The organism is Actinomadura sp. DC4 (genome assembly GCF_030406325.1).
Lineage (GTDB): Bacteria > Actinomycetota > Actinomycetes > Streptosporangiales > Streptosporangiaceae > Actinoallomurus.
Genome location: NZ_JAUEQY010000029.1, coordinates 123,993 through 140,899, shown reverse-complemented (window position 1 = coordinate 140,899; position 16,907 = coordinate 123,993). Strand labels below are relative to the sequence as shown.

Annotated in this window: 4 protein-coding genes and 1 pseudogene (1 of these 5 only partly in view); 1 reads left to right on the top strand and 4 read right to left on the bottom strand. The window is 72.9% G+C overall.

Features of this window, described 5'->3' with window-relative positions:
* Positions 1–280 precede the first annotated feature (280 nt).
* The gene (locus QWU11_RS36670) at positions 281–2,038 is read left to right on the top strand and encodes a transcriptional regulator (RefSeq protein ID WP_290119115.1); all 1,758 of its coding nucleotides are present in this window, start codon (positions 281–283) and stop codon (positions 2,036–2,038) included.
* Positions 2,039–2,260: 222 nt separating this feature from the next.
* On the opposite strand, the pseudogene QWU11_RS47525 reads toward QWU11_RS36670, so the two are convergent.
* The 4 genes and pseudogenes from QWU11_RS47525 to QWU11_RS36650 all read right to left on the bottom strand — a co-directional run.
* Positions 2,261–3,013 (bottom strand): annotated as a pseudogene (locus tag QWU11_RS47525) (alpha-hydroxy acid oxidase); the annotation flags it as partial.
* Between the two features lie 3 nt (positions 3,014–3,016).
* Entirely contained in the window at positions 3,017–4,066 is a 1,050-nt protein-coding gene (gene hppD, locus QWU11_RS36660; RefSeq protein ID WP_290119113.1) for a 4-hydroxyphenylpyruvate dioxygenase, read from the bottom strand.
* 19 nt (positions 4,067–4,085) lie between these two features.
* Complete coding sequence (locus tag QWU11_RS36655; RefSeq protein ID WP_290119112.1) at positions 4,086–15,659, bottom strand: non-ribosomal peptide synthetase; 11,574 nt, start codon at positions 15,657–15,659, stop codon at positions 4,086–4,088.
* Positions 15,656–16,907 carry the end of a non-ribosomal peptide synthetase gene (locus QWU11_RS36650; RefSeq protein WP_290119111.1) on the bottom strand. Its footprint extends 15,686 nt past the window's final position, so 1,252 of the gene's 16,938 nt are visible here — the last part of the coding sequence; its start codon lies beyond the right edge, outside the window — the gene reads right to left on this strand; its stop codon occupies positions 15,656–15,658. Before QWU11_RS36650 ends, QWU11_RS36655 begins: the two co-directional genes overlap by 4 nt.

Genomic DNA, 16,907 nt, shown 5'->3' with positions numbered 1-16,907 from the left:
GGCTGACGTTCATGGGGCCTTGTCGAGTTTTCATGCGCATGGAGTCTTTATGCGCGGGCCATGGCGGCGCCGTCTAATCCGTTCCTGTCGCCAGTCATCGGTCACGTTGTCGGGAAGTCCGTCACCTCGCTCCCGGCGCCGTTAAGCGGATTCCGTTCCGCCGGCCACGAACGCCCGATAAATTCACGCGGTCAACATGTGATCGCGCATGCCCCGCAGGAGAGACAGAATTTACTATCGTGTGTTAGGGCCGCTCGAAGTGGTCCACGACGGAGACGTCGTGCCGATCCAGGCACCCAAACAACGCATCATCTTGGCGTGCCTGCTCCTGGAGGCCGACCACACGGTCCCGATCTCCACATTGATCGACCGGCTGTGGGAGGCCGCCCCTCCGGCACGGGCGCACACCACCCTGCACGTCCACATCCGGCGGCTGCGCCAGACGCTCGGCTCCGCGGCCCGGATACAGACGCGGCCGAAGGGCTATCTGATCGACACGACGCCGGCCGGGACCGACGTCCAGACGTTCGACACGTTGCTGCGGCGGGCGCGGGACACGGCGGCGCCGGCCGAGACACTGCCGCCGCTGCGCGAGGCCGTGGAGCTGTGGCGAGGGCCGATTCTGGCGGATGTCCCGTCGGAGTCGCTCCACAACGAGGACGTGCCGCGGCTGACCGAACGATGCCTGGAGGCGACCGAGCAGCTCTTCTCGGCGGAGCTGGCGCTCGGCAACCACGAGGGCATTGTCGCCGATCTCATGGCCCTGACCGCGCGTTTCCCCTTCCGGGAACGGCTGCGCGGGCAGCTCATGCTCGCCCTGTACCGCGGTGGCCGGCAGGCCGACGCGCTGGAGGCGTACCGTAGCGGGGCCCGGCTGTTGCGTGAGGAGCTCGGGCTCAGCCCCGGCGACGAGCTGAACACGCTGCACGAAGGGATCCTCACCGGAACGGCGGAGCGGGCCACGCCGCGGCTCGCCGGGACCGACGTCGTACGGCTGGCGCCCCAGCGCTCCGGAGGACGGACGAGCGATGCCCCGGCACAGCTGCCGGCCGATGTGGTGCCGTTCGGCGGGCGCGAGGCCGAGATCGCGCACCTGAGTGCCCGCGGCCGCGGGCAGTTGTTGATCTCGGTGGTGACCGGCATGGCCGGTGTCGGCAAGACCGCACTCGCCGTCCGCTTCGGACACCGGGTCAAGGACCGGCATCCCGACGGCCAGTTGTTCGCCGATCTGCGCGGCCACGCGGAGGGTGCGGCTCTCGACGCCTCGGTGGTGCTCCAGCGGTTCCTGCGCGCGCTCGGCGTCCCCCGCGAGCGCATCCCCGCGGACCTCGACGAACAGGCCGCCCTGTACCGGTCCCTTCTCGCCGGCCGGCGGGTCCTCATCGTGCTGGACAACGCCCGCTCTTCGCGCCAGGTACGGCCGCTGCTCCCCGGTTCGCCGGCCTGCCGCGTCGTGGTCACCAGTCGCTGCCGGCTGGACGGCCTCGTCGCGCGGGACGGCGCCGATCAGTTCGCGCTCGGCACGCTCGACCACGACGTCGCGGTCCGGGTGCTCCGGGACGTCCTCGGCGCGGAACGCTCGGACGCGGAACCCGAGGCGCTGTGCCGGCTCGTGCAGATCTGCGGACGGCTCCCGCTCGCGCTGCGGATCGCCGCCTCTCGTCTCAAACAGGCGCCCGGCCGGTCGATCCGCCAGTTGGCGGACGAACTCACCGATGAGGACAGACGCCTGCCGGGCCTGTCCATCGAGGACGACGACACCGCGTTGCTGAGCGCGTTCGACCTCAGCTACCGCCTGCTTCCCGATGCCGCCGCCCAGATGTTCCGGCTGCTCGGCTCCCATCCGGGACCCGAGTGGGATCCGGCCGTGGCAGCGGCGGCGGCGGGTGTGAGCCGCGCGCGGAGCCGGCAGGCGCTGCAGGCCCTGGCCGCCGCGCACCTGTTGATCGAGACCCGCCGGGAGCGGTACGCCATGCACGAGCTCGTCCGCCTCTACGCCATCCGCGTCGCCGGAAGGGAAGCCCAGTGGGCGCGGTGACCGGGGATCGATCCCGCCGTCCGCCGGCACGGAACGGGCCGTACACCTCATCGGGACGCCTGCGGCAGTACCGGTGACCGGTCGACGTCGGCGACGGTCCGCCGCCCGGTGAGCGTCATGGCCTCGGTGATCTCCTCCGTGAGAAGGCCCATGAGGTCGGCGACCGGGCAGGACGGTCAGGCCGGCGGGCACTCCGTCGAGCTGTCGGCCACCGTGGTTGGAAACGATCACTCCGGCGGCTCCGGCGTCCACCGCCCGGGCCGCGTCCTCCCCGGCGAGGATGCCCTTGAGGAGCACGGGCAGCGGACTGTTCACCAGCAGCCACGTCACGTAGGACCAGTCAGCGGCCGGGTCCATGGCGGCGGCGCTGTGCCGCGCCGGGTCGTCGAAGGCGGCGGCCCCGGCGGGTGCGGCGACCGAGGCGGCGAGGTTGACGGGACGGATGCCCGGTGGCACCCGGAAGCCGTTCCGTAGATCACGTAGGCGGCGTCCCATCCGTGGTGTGTCGACGGTCAGGACGATGGCCTGGTATCCGGCGCGCGCCGCCGTACCGGCGAGGTCGGTCACCGCGTCCCTGTCGCGGAAGCAGTACGACTGGAGCCACAGCGGGCCCGTGGCCGCGGCGGCGATCTCGTCGAGGTTCCGGCTGGAGAAGGCGCTGACGACGAGGCACACCCCGGACTCCCCGCAGCCCCGTGCCGTCGCCGGCTCACCGTGCTCGTGGACGAGCGTGTGGTACGCCATGGGCGCCACCCCGACCGGGATCGGCCACCGGAGGCCGAGCAGGTCGACGGACGTGTCCGGCCGGCCGGCGCCGGTCAGCACCCGGGTCCGCAGCCACACGTCGCGGAACGCGGCCCGGTTGGTGCGCAGGGTCCGTTCCTGGCCCGCTCCCCCCTCGATGAAGTCCCATACGGCGGGGTCCAGGCGGCTTCGGGCGAGCGACGCGTAGTTCGCGGCGGTGAGCGGCCTCATCGGTCAGCCCGCCGCCGGGATCCGTCCGTCACGGGCCACCGCCTCATAGAGCGCACGGATGTTGTCGGTGCCGAACCCACGCGCGTCATGGCGTTGGATCAGCTCGTAGAAGAGCGTCGACCGGGGGAACGGCGAACGCATGAAGATCTGCAGCAGATATCCCCACTCGTCGCGATCGGCGAGCACCCAGGCGTCGCGTAGCTCCTCGACCGTCTCGGCCAGGTCGCCGACGCGTTCGGTGAGCGTCCGGTAGTACGCGTCGGGGGTGGGAATGAACTCCGCTCCCTCGGCGCGGAGCGTCCGTACCTGCCGGACCAGGTCATCGACGAGAAAGGCCAGGTGCTGTACGCCGGGACCCGCGTTCCGGGCGAGGAAGCCGTCGATCTGGCCCGGCTCGTGACCGGCGGCCGGTTCGATCAGGGTGAAGGTGACGCCGCCCGACGGCGAGCGGACGACGACGGAGTCCATCGCCTGGGCGCCCACCTCGATGTACTCCCCCGAGTAGCGCTCCAGGCCGAAGGCCTCCTCATACGTCGCGACCGTCCGCCGCAGGGCGCCGGTCGGCAGGCACACGGCGACATGGTCACAGGCGCGGACGGCGCCCGGCCCGGCCGCGGTCCCGGCGACCGGCCGTGTCCCGGGCGGAGGTGCCACGGGTGCGTCCGGGTCGCGCTGGAGGAGCGTGTGCCGGACCGGCCCGAACCCGGGGACGGCGGCGGTCGCCGTGCCGTCGGGCGCGGCCCGCGTGGAGACCAGCGGGCGGACTCCCGCCCTCCTGATCCTCGCCATCGTCGCCTCCAGGTCCGCGCAGCTCATGGCGATGTCGGCGACGCCGTCACCGTGGCGGTCCAGGTACTCGCTCACCGGGCCGTCCCGCAGTGGTGAGGTGACCACGAGTTGTGCCTCCCCGCCGCGCAGGACGGTCGACCGGCGGTCACCGGCCTCTCGGGGCGATTCACCGACCGCGCGGAACCCGAGCCGCGTGAGCTGCCGGACGGTGTCCTCCCGGTCACGGACGTACAGGTCGACGTACTCGATGCGGTGGGGACTCATGGGTTCCTTTCCGGAGGCCTCAGCCCAGGTGGCGGTTGAGCAGGTTCGCTATCTCGTCGACGTGCCCGGAGTTCAGCAGGCGGTAGTGACCGCAGGCCAGATCGTGGATCCACACCTCTCCGGAGACGTACGAGGTCCACACGCCGGGCTCCGCCACGTCCGAGGGACGGTCGTGAGCGGCGTTGACGAAGAGCGCGTCGCCGTCGAACACGGCCGGGCGGAAGGCACGCGCGAGCCGGCGGTTGTTGTCGTAGACGCGGACGACCCGGTCGGCGACCTCGGGTGGAAGGCCCTCGGACGGACCGCCCTCGCGGCCCAGAATGTCCGGCGCGAGACTCTCCGGTACGGGCGCCGCCTCGTCCTGCCTCCCTCCGCCGGCCGTCGCGGCGGGGTAGGAGTCGAGGATGGCCAGGAGTGCCACCTTCGCGCCCTGCTCCTGCAGACGGGTCGCGACCGCATGCGCGACCAGGCCCCCGAACGACCATCCGAGCAGGAGATAGGGCCCGCCGGGCCACGCCGCGCGGATCCGCTCCGTGTAGTCGGCGGCCATCTCCTCGACCGAGTCCGGCAGTGGATCCGGCCGCTCGATCCCCCGCGCCTGCAACGCGTACGCCGGACGGCCTGGCGGCAGCCGCGTCGCCAGCGGCGCGTAACACCAGCCGAGACCACCCGCCGGGTGTACGCAGAACAGCGGCGGCCGGTCGTCACCGGGCCGTACGGGCAACAAGACGTCGTACGGACTGCCGGTTCGTACCTCGTCGAGCCGGGCCCGGAGACCGGAGACGGTCGGCGCCGTGAAGAGGTCACGGATGGTGACGTCCGCGTCGACGGCCGCCCGTACGCGGCTGACCAGCCGGGCGGCCATGAGCGAGTGCCCGCCCAGGCCGAAGAAGTCGTCGTCGATCCCGACGTCCGGCAGTTCGAGGACGTCGGCGAACAGCTCGCACAGCACCGTCTCGCGCGCGTCGCGCGGGCTCCGGCCCGGTGGCCGCAAGGGCGTGGGCAGCTCGGCCAGCGCACGCCGGTCCAGCTTGCCGTTGGGCGTCAGTGGAAGGGCGGCGGCCAGCCCGACCATCGGCGGGACCATGTACGAGGGCAGCCGGCGGGCGAGATGGCCCCGGAGCTCGGCGGCGTCGAGGCGCTCGTCCGGCTTCGCGACCGCATGGCAGACAAGCCGGTCGTCGCCGGACGAGCCGCGCCGGACGGCCGCGCCCGCCGAGGCGACGCCGGGGTGGGACTCCAGCGCCGCCTCGATCTCACCGAGCTCGATCCGGAATCCCCGGACCTTGACCTGGTCGTCGATCCGTCCCGCGAATGTCAGGGTCCCGTCGCGCCGCACGCGTACGAGGTCGCCGGTGCGGTACATCCGGGAGCCGGGCGGGCCGAACGGGTCGGCGACGAAACGCTCCGCGCTCAGCCCTGGGCGGCCGAGATAACCGCGGGCCAGCCCGATCCCCGCGACGTAGAGCTCTCCGGGAACGCCGGTCGGCGACGGCCGCAGGCGGCCGTCCAGCACGTACACCCGGACGCCGTCCACAGGTGCGCCGATGTGCTCCGTCGTGCCGGCCGACGCCACCGCCAGGGTCGAGATGACCGTCGCCTCGGTCGGGCCGTACACGTTGACCGCCTTGACGCCGGACTCCGCGAGACGCCGCCACAGCGACTCCCCGACCGGCTCGCCGCCGAGGGTCAGTACGGCCGGGCGGTGCGACTCCGGGGAGAGCAGGGCGGACGCCACGAGCCGGCGGGCGAATGACGGCGTGGCGAGCAGCGCCTCGATCTCGGTGCCGGCGACGTAGGCGACGGCCGCCTCGGGGTCGCGCCGGGTCGGCTCGTCGATCAGATGCAGCTCGTTACCGTCGACCATCCACATGAACGGGTCCCAGGATCCGTCGAAGGAGACCGACACGACGTGCCCGACGCGCAGTGGCCGGCCGCCGGTACGGACGCGCGCCGGAGAGAACAGGCGCCGCTCGTAACTGAAGAACACGGCGGTCAGCGACCGGTGCTCGACCGCCACCCCCTTCGGCCGTCCCGTCGACCCGGACGTGTAGATCACGTAGGCGAGGTCCCGGGGCGACCCGGTCCCGCACTCGGCCGGGTCGAGGTTCGCCGGGGAACGCCGGGCCAGTGCCTCCTGGACGCCGGGCCGGTCCAGGGCGAGCACCGGTACGTCCGTCGCCGCCGTCGCGGCGGCGTCCACGCTGATCATCAGGGTGGGCCGCGCGTCGGCGACCATGGAGGCGACGCGGTCATCGGGATAGTCCAGGTCGATGGGGAGGACCGCCGCGCCGGACTTGAGGATCGCCATCGTCGCGACGATGAGGTCGGCGGACCGCGGCAGCGCGAGCGCGACCGGCCGGTCGGGGCGGGCGCCGCGTTCCCGTAGTAGCCGGGCCAGCCGGTTCGCGCGGGCGTTGAGCTCGGCGAACGACAGGCGTACGTCCCCGGCGACCAGCGCCACGGCGTCCGGGGCACGCGCGGTGCGCTCCTCGAAGATCGTGGTCAGGAAGGTCGCCCGCGCCTCGCGGACGGCGTCGTCGCCCGCGGACGGCGGTTCCGCCGGTTCGGTGATCTCGGGTTCGTCGATCGGCACGGCCGGGTCACCGGCCACCGCGGACAGGAACCTCCGGTAGGCGCCGGCGATCCGCTCGGCCGTCTCGTGCTCGAACAGGTCGGTGCTGTACTGGAGGAATCCCCGGAGCCCGCCCGTGCCGCCGGTGCGCTCCACCAGGTTCACGAACAGGTCGAACTTGGCGAGCCCGACCCCGACCGGCTGGTCCTCCACCTCCAGCCCGTGCAGCGCGAACGGTGCGCCGTCCGCGTTCTGCAGCGCGAACATCACCTGGAACAACGGATGCCTGGCGACCGACCGTCTCGGGTTGATGGCCTCGACCAGGCGCTCGAACGGCACATCCTGGTGGGCATAGGCCTCCAGGTCGGTACGGCGAGCGCGTTCGACCAGCTCCGAGAAGGACGGCGTGCCCGACGTGTCCAGGCGCAGGACCAGAGTGTTGACGAAGAAGCCGATGAGAGGGTCGAGCGCGTCGTCGGTGCGACCGGCGATGGGGCTGCCCATCGGCAGGTCGGTGCCGGCGCCGTACCGCGTCAGCACCGCGGCGAACGCGGCTTGCAGCACCATGAACAGCGTCGCGTGGTGCTGACGGGCGAGTTCGGTCAGCCGGCGGTGGAGCACGGGGTCGACCGTGAAGCCGACCTGCCCGGCGCCGAAGCCTGGCGTCGTGGGACGCGGCCGGTCCGCGGGCAGGTCGAGCGTGTCGGGCAGGCCCGCGAGCCGGTCTCGCCAGAAGGCGAGCTGGCGGGCGATCGGGCTGTCCGGATCGTCTTCGTCGCCGAGCAGCGCGCGCTGCCAGAGGGCGTAGTCGGCGTACTGCGCCGCGAGCGGCTCCCAGCACGGCGCCTCACCCCTGCGGCGTGCCGCGTACGCCATCGACAGGTCACGCGCCAGCGGGCCCAGCGACCACCCGTCGGCGGCGATGTGGTGGAGCACCACCAGCAGGACGTGGTCGTCCGCGCCGAGGGCGAACAGCCGGACGTGCAGCGGGGGGTCGACGGTGAGGTCGAAGGACCGGCGAGCCTCGGCGGCCAGCCGTTCGTCCAGCCGCCCGTGGCCGACGGGCTCGGCCACCGGATCCGGCCGTGTGTCCGGGGCGTCGAGGATGAGCTGGCGGGGTTCCCCGGCGGTCTCCGGATAGACCGTCCGCAGGACCTCGTGCCGGCCGATGACGTCGCACAGCGCGGCCCGCAGCGCGTCCGCGTCCAGTTCGCCGCGCAGCCGCAGCGCGAACGGGCTGTTGTACGCCTGCTCGACCCCCTGCCACTGGTGCAGGAACCACAGCCGACGCTGGGCGAACGACAGCGGCAACACCTCGGGCCTCGGGGCCGCGGCCAGCGGAGCGCGTGCGTGCCCGGCACCCGGCAGCAGCGTGGCCAGACCGGCGACGGTCGGCGTGTCGAAGACGCTCTTCACCTCCAGCTCGACGCCGAAGACCGTACGAATCCGGCTGACGAGCCGGGTGGCCAGCAGCGAATGGCCGCCCATGGCGAAGAAGTCGTCGTCGACGCCGACCGCGGGCGTCCCGAGAACGCCGGCGAACAGGCCGCACAACAGTTCCTCCTGGACCGACCAGGGCGCGCGGCCCCCGGCGCCCGGCCCGAAGTCCGGCGCGGGCAGCGCGGCCCGGTCGATCTTGGCGTTCGGCGTCAGCGGCAGCCGGTCGAGGGTGACGAACGCCGCGGGCACCATGTACTCCGGGAGGCGTTCGCTCAGGTGGGACCGCAGCCCGGCGGTGAACGACGCGTCGTCGGCGTCCACCGCGGGGTCGTTGACGCAGGAGGCCGCCGCCGCGCCGGCGTCGCCCGGCAGGTAGAGGTCGGCGGGCGTAAGGTCGACCGGCCCGTCGCTGAACACCACGTCCAGCTCACCGTCCGTTCCCGCGCCGGACCACGTGACTCCCGCCCAGTACCCCAGGTCGCCGGCCAGCGCGTGGAGGTCCTCCGGATCGACGCCCTCCGGGCGGGCCGGCCTCCGCCGTACGGTGAGCGGGTCGTGGCCGGCGTCCAGGAGACGGACCGCATCGGCCTCGGCGAGCACCCGGCCGTTCGGCACACCGGTCACCCGCAGGGCCGGGGGCCGCTTCGCGGCCAAGTGGCGGGCCAGCGCCTCGAGGTCGCTCACCTCCCCTCCCCACGCGAGGCGGGGAACGCCGGCGAGCGGGACGACTCCTTCCGGCCGCTTGTGGAGGACGGCGTCGTAGCGGTACCGGGTCAGCTCGTTGTGGTGCCGGCCGCGTTTGATCCTCAGATCCACGGCGTCCAGAGCCGGGGTCTCGCGGCGCAGGGCGGCGAAGTAGTCCGGGTCGATGAGCAGTTCCTTCTCGAGGCGCACGTCGCGCTCGATCGCCGTCCTCGCGGCGGGGCCGCCGGCCCCGGGTGAGCCGAGGCGCACGGCGGTGGCCAGACAGCGCTGGAGCCGCCGGTTGCGAATGTCGCCGACGAAGACCGCGCCGCCGGGCGCGACCAGGTCCAGGGCGGCGCCCAGCACCGTGGTCAGGTACGCGGCGCTCGGGAAGTACTGGGCCACGGAGTTGATCACGATGGTGTCGAACCAGCCGGCCGGCAGCCCCTCGAACACGTCCGCCGGGCGGACGAGGAGACGCACCCGGCCGGTCAGTTCCGGGCGCCGGTCGACCTGCCGCCGCAGCGCGGTGATGGCCGCCGCCGAGAAGTCGGTGCCCCAGTAGGCGTCGCAGTCCGCCGCCAGCTGCGACAGCAGCAGGCCGTTGCCGACGCCGATCTCCAGGACCCGGCCGGGCCGTAGCGCGCGGACGCGTTCGACGGTCGCCGTCCGCCACTCCAGCATCTGCTCGCGGGGGATCGGCTCCCCGTCGTAGCTGCTGTTCCACCCGGCGAAGTCCTGGCCGAAGCCGGAGAAACCGCCGCTCTGGTACTGGTCCTGGTAGAGCGTCCGCCATTCGCCGACCTGCTCGGTCTCCTTCACGGGGTCCGGCGTTCGCGTCTCCTCCGCCGGCACGACGTAGGCGACCAGCCGCCGGTCCCCGGGCCGGTCCTCGCGCGCGACCACGGTCGCGTTCGCGACGGTGGGATGGCGGACCAGGGCCGCCTCGATCTCGCCCACCTCGACCCGGAATCCGCGGATCTTCACCTGGTCGTCGGCGCGTCCGGCGAACTCCAGCCGCCCGTCGCGCCGCCGGCGCACCACGTCGCCCGTCCGGTACATGCGCGTCCCGCAGGCCCACGGGTCGGCGACGAAACGCTCCGCGGTTCGTGCGGGGCGGTCCAGGTATCCGCGTGCGACGCCCGCCCCGGCGACGTACAGCTCCCCCGCGACTCCCGGCGGGACCGGTTGCAGTCCCGCGTCCAGGACGTACACCCGCGTGTCGTCCAGCGGGCTCCCGATGGGGACGGTCCCCTCGACCCGGTGCGGGTGCCGCATGGGGTACTCGGTGCAGACCAGCGTGATCTCGGTCGGGCCGTAGTTGGCGCGCACCACCGTACGGGGGCACGCGTCGAGCACGCGCTGCACCGCGTCCGGCGAGACGACGTCGCCGCCGGTCCAGACGCTGCGCACTCCGGCGAAGCTCCGCGGGCTCTCGTCGGCCATGAGCCGGAACAGCCCGGCCGTGAACAGGACGCCGGTGATCCGTTCCTCGGCGAGCAGCCGTTCGAGGGTACGGACGTCGAGGTCGCCGGGCGGCGCGACGACGATCTGGTGGCCGTTGAGCAGGGGCGTCCACAGCTCGAACGTGGCCGGGTCGAAGGCGTGCGGCGAATGCATCAGCACCCGCTCGGTGCTACATCCCGGGCCATCGCAGTGCTCGGTGCCGTCGTGCCAGCACCGGTCGGCGGCGAGTTCGAGGACACCGCGGTGGGTGACGCCGATGCCCTTGGGCTCCCCGGTGGAGCCCGAGGTGTACATGACGTACGCGAGTTGGTCGGGGTGTCCGCCGACCCCGGGATCGGTGTCGGGCTCCGTGCTCCGGTCCTCGTCGACGACGAGCACGGCGGCGCCGTGCGCGAACGCGCGCGAACGCATCGCCCGGTCGGTCAGCAGCACCCCGAACCCGGTCTCCCGTGCGACGTTCTCCAGCCACGGAGTCGAGTACTTCGGGTGCAACGGCACGTACGTGCCGCCCGCCTTCGCGACGGCGAGCACGGAGACCACATAGCCGGCCGAGCGTTCCTGGAAGATCGCCACGGCGCTCTCCGGCCGTACTCCCAGGGCGAGCAGCCGGTTCGCCAACCGGCTCGCCCGCCGGTCCAGCTCGCGGTACGTCAGGTCTGCCCCGTTCGCCCGTACCGCGATCGCGTCGGGAGTACGGGCCACCTGCCGGGCGAAACGGCGCTGGATCGTGTCCTCGCCCCCGGCGGCGGAGGCACGCGCGGTGTCGTTCCACTCGACGAGCAGGCGGTGCCGCAGCTCGGGGCCCAGAATGTCCAGGCGGCCGATCGGGACGTCCGGGTCGTCGACCGCGGCCTCCAGCAGCCGGGCGAACGAGGCGCCGATCTGCTCGACGGTCTCCCGGTCGAACAGGTCGGTGCTGTACTCCACCGAGCACCGGATGCCGGTCGGCGCACGGTCGGCGTCGCGCTGTTCACGGACGAAGAAACCCAGGTCGAACCGTGACACCCCCCACCGGACGTCGTGGTCCTCGATCTCCAGGCCGGAGAGGTTGAAGTCGGCCTCCGCGTTGTTCTGCACGGTGAGCGCGACCTGGAACAGCGGCTGCCGGGACAGCGAACGCGCGGGGTTGACGGCCTCGACGACACGCTCGAACGGGACGTCCTGGTGGGCCCACGCGGCGAGGTCCACGGCACGTACGCGGCGCGTCAGCTCCCGGAACGTCGGATCGCCCGACGTGTCCGCCCGCAACACCAGCGTGTTGACGAAGAAGCCGACCAGGTCGTCGAGGGCCACGTCCGTACGGCCCGCGACAGGGCAACCGATCGGGATGTCGGTGCCGCCGCCCAGCCGGGCCATGAGCGCGGCCAGCGCTGCGTGGAGCACCATGAACAGCGTGACGTGACCATCCTCGGCGAGGGCGAGAAGCCGCCGGTGCACGGCCGGGTCGATCCAGAAGCCGGTGACGTCACCGCGGTAGCCGGCCTCCGCGGGCCTCGGCCGGTCGGCGGGCAGGTCGATCTGGGCCGGGAGGCCGGCGAGCGCCTCACGCCAGAAGTCCAGCTGCCTGCGGGCCAGGCTCCCGGGGTCGTTCTCGTCCCCCAGCAGCTCCCGCTGCCACAGCGTGTAGTCCGCGTAGTGCACGGAAAGCGGTGCCCAGCCGGGCGCGTCGCCGCGGCTCCGGGCGGCGTAGGCGGTCATGAGGTCGCGAGCGAGTGGCGCCATGGACCACCCGTCCCCGGCGATGTGGTGCAGGACGAGCAGGAGGACGTGTTCGTGCTCGCCGGTCGCGAGCAGGTGGACCCGCAGCGGCGGATCGGCCGCCAGGTCGTGGCCGTGCCCTGCCGCGGCGGCGAGCAGGTCCGCCGTCTCCCCGTCGCCGGCGTCCACGGTGTGGATCCGCGGGCACGCCGCCTCGGGTGTGAGCACCCGCTGATACGGCTCGCCTTCGTGCTCCGGGAAAACGGTCCGCAACGACTCGTGTCGCGCGACGAGGTCGAACAGGGCCTCCCGCAGGCCGTCCCGGTCCAGGGTGCCGGTCAGCCGGAACGCGAAGGGCATGTTGTAGGTGGGGCTCGGCCCTTCGAGCCGATGCAGGAACCACAGGCGCCGCTGGGCGAACGACAGTGGGACGAGCCTCGGCCGTTCCCTCGGCCGTACCGGCGGGCGCGGGCCCTCGGTGTCCCGCAGCCGCCGGGCGAGTCCGGCCGCGGTCGGGGCCTCGAACACGGCGCGGATGCTCACCTCGGCCCCGAGCAGCGCGCGGATTCGGCTGACGAGCCGCGTCGCCAGCAGCGAGTGGCCGCCGATCAGGAAGAAGTCATCGTCCACCCCGACCTCGGGCAGGCCGATGACCTTCGCGAAGATCCCGCACAGGATCTCCTCATCGGCCGTGCGCGGCGCGCGGGCCGGGGCGGCCGGGCCGGCGGCTGGGGCCGGGAGCGCCTTCCGGTCGAGTTTGCCGTTGCCGGTCAACGGCAACGTCTCGATGGTCGTGACCGCCGACGGCACCATGTAGTCGGGAAGCAGGCCGGTCAGGTGCCGGCGCAGCTCGCCGGCGTCCGGCGGGGCACCGCCGTCGGCCGGAACGACGTAGGCGGCCAGACGCGTGTCGCCGGTGACCGGCTCATACGGCACGACGACCGACCGCGCCACGCTCGGGTGGGCGTCGAGCGCCGCCTGGATCTCGCCGAGTTCGACGCGGAAGCCCCGCAGTTTCACCTGGTCGTCGTCGCGGCCCAGGAACTCCAGGCCGCCACGCGCGGTCCAGCGCGCCAGGTCGCCCGTGCGGTACATGCGCTGCCCTGGGCCGAACGGGTTCGCGACGAACCGCTCCGCCGTCAGGCCCGGGCGCCCGGCGTACCCCCGCGCCAGCCCGGCGCCGGACAGGTACAGCTCCCCCGCCACGCCCCCGGGCACCGGACGCAGGTTCTGGTCCAGGACGTAGGCCGCGGTGTTGTCCAGCGGCCGGCCGATGGCCTCCGAGAGGCTGTCCGGCGGGAACGCCATCGTGGCGTCCACGGTGAACTCGGTCGGTCCGTAGAAGTTCACGGACAGGCATTCCGGCCGGGCCCGCAGCTCCCGCCACAGCCCGTCGCCGATCGCCTCACCGCCCACCCACAGGACCGCCGGCCGGTGGCGGCCCCCGGCCAGCAGCCCGTAGTCCATCAGGTGCCGGACGAATGACGGGGTGCCCTGGATGACGTCCAGGCGGGCGGTCGCCGCGTAGATGGTCAGGGCCTCGGGGTCGCGGCGGGTGGGTTCGTCGATCAGGTGCAGCTCGTGCCCGTCGACCATCCACAACAGAGGATTCCACGACGCGTCGAAGGACACCGAGGCGGTGTGGGCCACCCGGAGCCGCCGGCCGCCCACGCGTTCCCGGGCCGGCCCGAACAACCGGTTGCGGTGACTCCCGAGCAGGTTCACCAGCGAACCGTGCTCGACGGCCACGCCCTTCGGCCGCCCCGACGAACCCGACGTGTAGATCACGTACGCCAGCTGGCGCGGCTGGACGACGATGCGATCATGGCGGCCGGACGCCGCGAGTTCCGCCACCGTCTCCGGGGCGTCCAGGACCACCCGTCCGGTCCCCTCCGGCAGCGCCACCGACGAGTCCGTCACGACCAGGGCCGCGCGGGCGTCGTCCAGGAGCCAGCCGATCCGCTCGGCCGGATGGTCGATGTCGACGGGCACGTACACCGCACCGGCCTTCAGTACCGCCAGCACCGCCGCGACCAGATCCACCGACCGCGGCAACGCCACCGCCACCGAACGGCCCGCGCCCACGCCCCGCCCGGCCAGCAGACCCGCCAGCCGATCCACCCGCGCGTCCAACTCGCCGTAGGTCAGCGACGCCTCACCGCACACCACCGCTCGCGCGTCCGGGTCGGCGGCGACCCGATCCTCGAACTCCGCGACGAGCGACCTCCACGGCCCATAGTCGGCATGGTCGGCCTCGCACCGGGCGAGCAGGGCCCGGCGTTCGGCCGCGTCGAGGATCTCCACGTCGCCGATCCGCCGGTCCGGCCGGGCGATGGCGGAGGTGAGCAGCCGCCGGTAGTAGCCGGCGATCCGCTCGGCGGTCGCGCGTTCGAACAGGTCGGTGGTGTAGGTGACCGAGACGGCGAGACGGTCGGCCGCCTCGACCACGTTGAAGGTCAGGTCGAACTTGGCGGTGCCGGTACCGGCCGTGTCCGCCCCGGTGATCAGCTCGGAGGCCGCCAGTACGGCGTCCGGCGCGGTCTGCTGCGCGAGCATGACCTGGAACAACGGGTGCCGGTCCAGCGAGCGGACCGGATTGATCAGCTCCACGAGGCGTTCGAAGGGGACGTCCTCATTGGCGTAGGCGTCCAGGTCGACCCGGCGGATCCGCTCGACCAGGTCGCGGAAGGCCGGGTCTCCCGACGTGTCGGCCCGCAGCACCAGCGTGTTGATGAAGGGACCGACGAGCTCTCCCAGCCCCTCATCGGTACGGCCGGCGATGGGGCTGCCGATCGGCAGGTCGGTGCCCGCCCCCAGTCTCGTCAAGAGGGCCGCCAGCGCCGCGTGCATGACCATGAACACGGACGCGCGGCTCTCCCGCGCCAGGGCCACCAGCCGCCGATGCGGCTCGCCGGACAGTTCGAAGGCGACGTGGTCTCCCCGGTGGGTCGCCGCCGGAGGCCGTGGCCGGTCGGTGGGCAGATTCAGGTGGTCCGGCAGGCCGGCGAGCGCGCCGCGCCAGTAGGCGGTCTGCTCCGCCATCGGGCTCGCCGGGTCGTCCTCGGCGCCCAGCAGATCCCGCTGCCACAGCGTGTAGTCCGCGTACTGCACGGTGAGCGGCGGCCAGGACGGCTCCTCGCCGCGCCGAAGCGCCTCGTACGCCCGGTCGAGGTCACGGATCAGCGGTGCCACGGACCATCCGTCGGCCGCGATGTGGTGCAGGAGAAGCAGCAGCGTGTTCTCGCCGGACCCGTCCGTGAAGAGCTCGGCGCGTACCGGGAGTTCGGTGGTGAGGTCGAAGACCCGCTCCGCGCTGACTCTGAGCGCCTTGTCGAGCCCGGGCGGGTCGACCTGGGTCACGACGAGGGGGACCTCGGCGGCCGCGCCGTCGAGGATCCGCTGGTACGGCTCCCCGTCGGCCGCGGGGAACACGGTGCGCAGTGGCTCGTGCCGGGCGACGACGTCACCGAGAGCGCGGCACAACGTGCCTTCGTCCACCGTGCCGGCCAGCCGCAGGACGATGGGCAGGTTGTAGGCCGCGCTCGTGTCCTCGAGCCGCTGGAGGAACCACAGCCGCCGCTGGCTGAACGACAGCGGTACCGGGCCGCCGGCCGGACGCGGACGGATGGGCGGACGGGCGGGGACGGTGTCCTGGGTACGCGTCCGCATGCGCGCGAGCAGCCGGCGTCGTTCCGGTGACAGGGCGCCTGAGGTGTCTTTTTCGTTCATCTCGTATCCGTGTCAGTGGGCCGGACGGGTGTGTCATCTCTGCTCGATGTCTCGTGCTCGGCGAGCATCGCGGCTACGTCGTCGTCCGTCAGGGACAGGACCTCCAGCGCGACCTGCGCCGGACCGGCGACGTCGATCCCGCGGTCACGGCCCACTTCCTCCACGCGCGCGGCCTGCTGTGCGACGGTCGGTGACTCGAAGACGGTCCGCACCGGGATCCGGACGCCGAGAACCTCCTGGATCGCCGCGATGAGACGCATCGCCAGGAGCGAATGGCCGCCCAGCTCGAAGAAGCCGTCATCGGCCCCGATGTCGGTCCTGGCGAGCAGGTCGGCCCAGAGCGCGGCGACCACCCGCTCGAGTGGTGCGGACGGTGCCCGGCCACCCGCCCCGGACGTCACCGGTTCCGGTAGCGCGGCGCGGTCGACCTTGCCGTTCGGCGAGAACGGCAGGCCCGGCAGGACGGCGATCTGTGCCGGGATCATGTGCTCGGGCAGCACGTCCTGCAGATGGGCGCGCAGTCCGGCGGGCGCGACGTCGACGTGACCGGTGACGACGTAGGCGACCAGCCGCTCGTACCCCTGGGCGTCGCGGCGGACCGTCGCGACGGCGTCGTTCACGCCGTCGACGTCCCGTAGCGCCCCCTCGACCTCGCCGAGCTCGACCCGGAAGCCACGGATCTTGACCTGGTCGTCGACCCGGCCGATGAACTCCAGGACGCCGTCCGCGCGCCACTTCGCCAGGTCGCCGGTGCGGTACATCCGGCTTCCGGCGGCGCCGATCGGATCCGCGACGAACCTCTCGGCGGTCACTCCCGGCCTTCTCCAGTACCCCCGGGCAAGCTTGGCGGTGGCGACGTACACCTCACCGACCGCTCCGGGCGGCAGGGGCTGAAGACCGCGGTCGAGCACATAGACGCGGGCGTTGCCGAGCGGCCGGCCGATGGGCGCCGCGGCCGGCCACTCCCCGACGTCCTCGGGCAGCGTCCAGGTGGTGGCGCAGTGCGTCTCCGCCGGTCCGTAGATGTTGTGCGCGCGACGGCCGCGGCCGTCGTCGTACAGGGCGCGGATCTGCGGCCCGAGGGTGAACGCCTCGCCGCCCTGCAGCACGTCGGTCAGCGAGGCGAGATCGCTGCCCTTCGACCGGGCGGCCTGGGCGAGCACCGAGATCGCGAGCGTGGGGGCGAACAGCTCGTTGACCCGGCGCCGGTCGATCCACTCGACCAGTCGATGGAAGTCGCGGCGGATC